This window comes from Citrobacter sp. wls826, from assembly GCF_005281245.1.
GTDB classification, from domain to species: Bacteria; Pseudomonadota; Gammaproteobacteria; order Enterobacterales; family Enterobacteriaceae; genus Citrobacter; species Citrobacter braakii.
This window is the reverse complement of sequence record NZ_SZWS01000048.1, coordinates 37,292-41,913: the sequence shown is the minus strand read 5'-3', so window position 1 is coordinate 41,913 and position 4,622 is coordinate 37,292. Positions and strand designations below refer to the sequence as shown.

Genomic DNA, 4,622 nt, shown 5'->3' with positions numbered 1-4,622 from the left:
CCGCCGACGCGCTCTGCGCGAGTCAATGAAGAACTCTGCCCGCCCAGCCAGGCAATACGCTGGTGTCCGTGGCGGATAAGATGTTCAACCAGTAACTGTGCAGCCTGCATGTTATCGGGCCTGACGGTGTCTGCGTCATCCATGTAGCTGGCGCGGGATGCAAATACCACCGGGATCCCTTTATCAGCGGCCAACTGTTGCAGTGCATCACTGCTGCCAGCGGCCCCGGCAATGACCACGCCATCCACCCCCTGGTTGAGTAACATCGCGAAACGCTGCGCCAGCTGCTCCCCATCTTTACCGCCGTGCAGTAAGAAGACCATGCGCCCCTGCGCTTCTAACGCTTCCGTCAGACCCGCCGTCAGCTCGGCGTAAAACGGCGTTGAAAGATCGCGTACAATCAAACCAACTACTCCGCTCTGCCCGCCGCGCAGCGCTGATGCCTGGCGGTTACGCACAAACCCCAGTTGCTCAATAGCAGCATTCACCCGCTCCCCAGTCGCTGATGAAATTCGCCCTTTTCCACTGAGCACCAATGAGACGGTGCTGACCGAAACCCCCGCAGCCAGCGCAACATCATGGATGGTTATTTTTTTGGCTATAGCCATAAAAACAGAAAACTCCCTGATAACGTGACGGATAAAACGTTTTATCAATCACTTATATTTATACCCCCTATTATCGTTCGATAATGTGATTTATACCGCACTAAAATTAGGTAAAACGTTTTATCTTCTCGCCATCATTAGTCAGCTAGCCTTTACAAGGAGTCGTTTGATGACGGCGAGAACCACACCAAAAATAACGTTATGGGAATTTTTCCAGCAGTTGGGCAAAACCTTTATGCTGCCTGTAGCGCTGCTTTCATTTTGCGGGATCATGTTGGGGATCGGCAGCTCGTTGAGTAGCCATGATGTCTTGACGCTGATCCCGGCGTTGGGGAATCCGGTGCTTCAGGCCATCTTTACCTGGATGAGTAAAGTTGGCTCATTTGCGTTTAGCTTCCTGCCAGTCATGTTCTGTATTGCCATTCCTCTGGGCCTGGCGCGCGAGAACAAAGGCGTTGCGGCGTTTGCCGGTTTTGTCGGTTATGCGGTCATGAACCTCGCCGTCAATTTCTGGTTAACCGCCAAAGGTATCTTACCCACCACAGATGCGGCGATCCTGAAAGCCAACAACGTGCAAAACATTCTGGGGATCCAGTCGATCGACACCGGGATCCTCGGTGCCGTTATTGCCGGGATCATTGTCTGGATGCTGCATGAACGCTTCCACAACATTCGTCTGCCGGATGCGCTGGCGTTTTTCGGTGGTACGCGCTTTGTGCCTATCATCTCCTCGGTGGTGATGGGATTGGTCGGGCTGGTCATTCCCCTGATTTGGCCGGTTTTCGCCATGGGCATTACCGGACTCGGTCACATCATCAATAGCGCGGGGGAATTTGGTCCTATGCTGTTTGGCACCGGTGAGCGTCTGCTGCTGCCTTTTGGCCTGCACCATATTCTGGTGGCACTCATTCGCTTCACCGAAGCTGGCGGCACACAGGAAGTCTGCGGCCATAGCGTGAGCGGCGCACTGACTATTTTCCAGGCTCAACTGAGCTGCCCGACAACGCAAGGTTTCTCTGAAAGCGCAACACGTTTCCTGTCCCAGGGTAAAATGCCGGCGTTCCTCGGCGGTTTACCGGGTGCGGCATTAGCCATGTACCACTGCGCACGCCCTGAAAATCGTCATAAAATTAAAGGGTTATTAATTTCTGGTCTGATTGCCTGTGTCATCGGCGGTACAACTGAACCACTCGAGTTCTTATTCCTGTTCGTCGCTCCGGTTCTGTATGTAATCCACGCCCTGCTAACCGGTCTTGGCTTCACCGTGATGGCGGTGCTTGGCGTCACTATCGGTAACACTGACGGTAACCTGATTGACTTCGTGGTGTTCGGCATCCTGCACGGATTGTCCACCAAGTGGTACCTGGTCCCTGTTGTCGCGGCTATCTGGTTTGCGGTGTACTACATGATCTTCCGCTTCGCCATCACGCGTTTCAATTTGAAGACGCCGGGCCGTGAAGTCGAAATTGCCAGCAATATCGAAAAAGTAATGGCCGGAGCGCCTGGTAAATCAGGTTACAACGTCCCTGCTATTCTGGCGGCGCTGGGCGGCGCAGAAAACATTGTCAGCCTGGATAATTGCATCACCCGTCTGCGCTTGTCAGTGAAAGATATGTCGCTTGTTAACGTACAGGCTCTGAAGGACAATCGTGCCATTGGCGTAGTACAACTCAATCAGCATAACCTTCAGGTCGTTATCGGTCCGCAGGTCCAGTCAGTGAAAGACGAGATCGCGGTTCTGATGAACACCGTACAGGCTTAAGGATAACAATATGTTTGATTTTTCAAAGGTTGTGGACAGGCACGGTACTTGGTGTACTCAGTGGGATTACGTTGCCGACCGTTTTGGTTCAGCCGACCTGCTGCCATTCACCATCTCCGATATGGATTTTGCCACCGCACCTTGCATTCTGGAGGCGCTGACTCAGCGCCTGTCACATGGCGTGTTGGGTTACAGCCGCTGGAAAAACGATGAGTTTCTGGCGGCGATAAGCCATTGGTTTCTTTCGCGACATAACACCCAAATAGATCCTCAGTCGCTGGTATACGGCCCCTCGGTCATCTATATGGTGTCGGAGTTGATCCGCCAGTGGTCATCCGTGGGCGATGCGGTGGTTATCCATACTCCGGCGTACGATGCGTTTTACAAAGCGATTGAAGGTAATCAGCGCCAGGTGTGCGCAGTCGGACTAGAAAAACGCGCCGACGGCTGGTTTTGTGACATGGTTGCGCTGGAGAAAGCCCTGTCTCGACCTGAAAGCAAAATTCTTCTGCTTTGCAGCCCACAAAACCCAACGGGTAAAGTGTGGACGCGCGACGAGCTGGAAGCCATGGCGGAACTGTGTCAGCGCTATGGTGTAAAAGTCATCTCCGATGAGATTCATATGGATATGGTATGGTCAGACCGGCCGCACATCCCGTGGAGTAACGTCGCGCGTGGCAGTTGGGCACTGCTCACTTCCGGCTCAAAGAGTTTTAATATTCCGGCACTAACCGGGGCTTACGGACTCATTGAAGATGCTCAAAGCCGCAACGATTACCTCAGCGCGTTAAAAGGCCGCGATGGTCTTTCCTCGCCTGCGGTGCTGGCGCTTAGCGCACATATTGCCGCTTATCAACAGGGTGCAAGCTGGCTTGATGCGCTGCGCGATTATCTTGCCAGCAATCTGCATTACGTTGCACGTGAGCTTAATGCCGCATTCCCCGAACTCAACTGGCAGATTCCGCAATCCACCTATCTGGCATGGATTGACCTGCGTCCGCTCAATATTGATGACCATGCCTTGCAGGATGTTCTCATCCACCAGCAGAAAGTGGCTATCATGCCGGGATACACCTACGGAGAAGAAGGTCGCGGTTTTGTACGTCTCAATGCCGGATGCCCGAGATCCAAGCTTGAAAAAGGCGTTCAGGGGCTGATTAACGCCATCCGTTCTGTACGCTAATTAAGTTTGCGCAATGAAATTATTCATTGCGCAACATAGCTTTTTATCCCGATTTTTTCATATAATACGACGCACTTTACCTAAATACACGAGTGCGACCATGATTGATACTTCCCTCCCCCTGACCGACGTCCATCGCCACCTTGATGGTAACATCCGTGCCCAAACGATCCTGGATCTGGGTCGTCAGTTCAATTTAACGCTTCCGGCACAAACGCTGGAGACGCTGATCCCTCATGTGCAAGTCACATCAACTGAGCCGGATTTAGTGAGCTTTTTATCCAAGCTTGACTGGGGCGTGAAGGTACTGGCCTCGCTGGATGCGTGTCGCCGCGTGGCATTTGAGAATATTGAGGATGCAGCACGTAACGGTCTGCACTATGTAGAATTACGTTTTTCACCCGGCTATATGGCGATGGCGCATCAGCTCCCGGTTGCGGGCGTGGTTGAAGCCGTCATTGCCGGCGTACGCGAGGGCTGCAAGACCTTTGGCGTCGAAGCTCGCTTAATTGGCATTATGAGCCGTACCTTCGGCGAAGCCGCCTGCCTGCAGGAACTGGATGCGCTGTTAGCCCACCGAGACCATATTACGGCACTGGATCTGGCGGGTGACGAACTGGGTTTCCCGGGCAGTCTGTTCCTGTCGCATTTCAATCAGGCGCGCGACGCCGGCTGGCGTATTACCGTGCATGCGGGCGAAGCCGCGGGACCAGAAAGTATCTGGCAGGCTATTAAAGAGCTGGGCGCAGAACGTATTGGTCACGGCGTAAAAGCCGTTGAAGATCGTGCATTGATGGATTTCCTCGCCGAACACCGTATCGGCATCGAATCCTGCCTGACATCGAACATTCAGACCAGCACCGTCGCCTCTCTGGCAAACCACCCGCTGAAAACATTCCTGGAGCATGGCGTTTTAGCCAGCTTGAATACGGACGATCCGGCGGTACAGGGTGTGGATATTATTCACGAGTACACCATTGCCGCGCCAGCAGCAGGACTCACGCGCGAACAGATCCGTCAAGCGCAAATCAACGGCCTGGAAATGGCATTTCTGAGTAACGAAGAAAAA

4 protein-coding genes are annotated in these 4,622 nt (G+C 53.3%); 3 read left to right on the top strand and 1 reads right to left on the bottom strand.

Annotation, left to right across the window (positions count from 1 at the left end; all coding sequences use genetic code 11):
* Window positions 1-608: Mal regulon transcriptional regulator MalI (malI, locus tag FDW87_RS22315; protein ID WP_249932406.1), on the bottom strand; the 608-nt coding region annotated here is incomplete at its 3' end.
* Between the two features lie 169 nt (window positions 609-777).
* Between malI and malX the strand changes: the two genes are divergently transcribed.
* The 3 genes from malX to add form a co-directional block, all read left to right on the top strand.
* Window positions 778-2,370: a maltose/glucose-specific PTS transporter subunit IIBC gene (gene malX, locus FDW87_RS10830; protein ID WP_016156442.1), complete on the top strand. Its 1,593-nt coding sequence runs from the start codon at window positions 778-780 to the stop codon at window positions 2,368-2,370.
* 10 nt (window positions 2,371-2,380) lie between these two features.
* Window positions 2,381-3,553, top strand: coding sequence for a MalY/PatB family protein (locus FDW87_RS10825; protein ID WP_137379733.1), 1,173 nt, complete (start codon window positions 2,381-2,383; stop codon window positions 3,551-3,553).
* Between the two features lie 100 nt (window positions 3,554-3,653).
* Window positions 3,654-4,622 (top strand): adenosine deaminase (add, locus tag FDW87_RS10820; RefSeq protein WP_137379768.1); only part of this gene is annotated, 969 nt, incomplete at its 3' end.